The sequence below is a fragment of the Vibrio sp. 2132-1 genome (assembly GCF_033344315.1).
Genome location: NZ_JAWPON010000877.1, coordinates 1 through 512 on the forward strand (window position 1 = coordinate 1; position 512 = coordinate 512).

The 512-nt window shown below is 54.7% G+C and carries 1 protein-coding gene; it reads right to left on the reverse strand.

Translation table 11 applies throughout. The features are described 5' to 3' along the window. The coding region (locus R8N47_RS28500; protein ID WP_318186520.1) for a Calx-beta domain-containing protein at positions 1-512 on the reverse strand (512 nt) is incomplete at both ends.

Below are 512 nucleotides of genomic sequence, written 5' to 3' on the forward strand. Positions count from 1 at the left end.
AGGCCTAGCTCGACTTGAACAGTGGACTCGGAGGCATTCGACAGCGTCACTTTGAAGTTGGCTGTCTCACCCTCATTGATGGTGCCAGCATCTGAAATAGTCACGCTTGGACGGTCATCATCCGGATCGGGACCCGGACCCGTACCATCATCCACTATCGTTGCCGTACCCTTATCGCTGCCTTGCACCGCCCCAATGCCAGTCACCGTCACACTGAAATCTTCTGGGCCTTCATAAACAGCATCATCAATGGCAGCGATGCGCACATCAAACTCGGTTTGCCCTGCTGGCACCGTTACTACACCATCGTTTGGCACTGTCACCCAGCCACTTCCGGTGTTGTATTCCAAGGTACCTAAGTCACCGGCTTCGGTGTCACCCAAGTTCAGGCCTAGCTCGACTTGAACAGTGGACTCGGCGGCGTTCGACAACGTCACTTTGAAGTTCGCTGTCTCACCCTCATTGATGGTGCCAGCGTCTGAAATAGTCACATTCGGGCGGTCATCATCCGG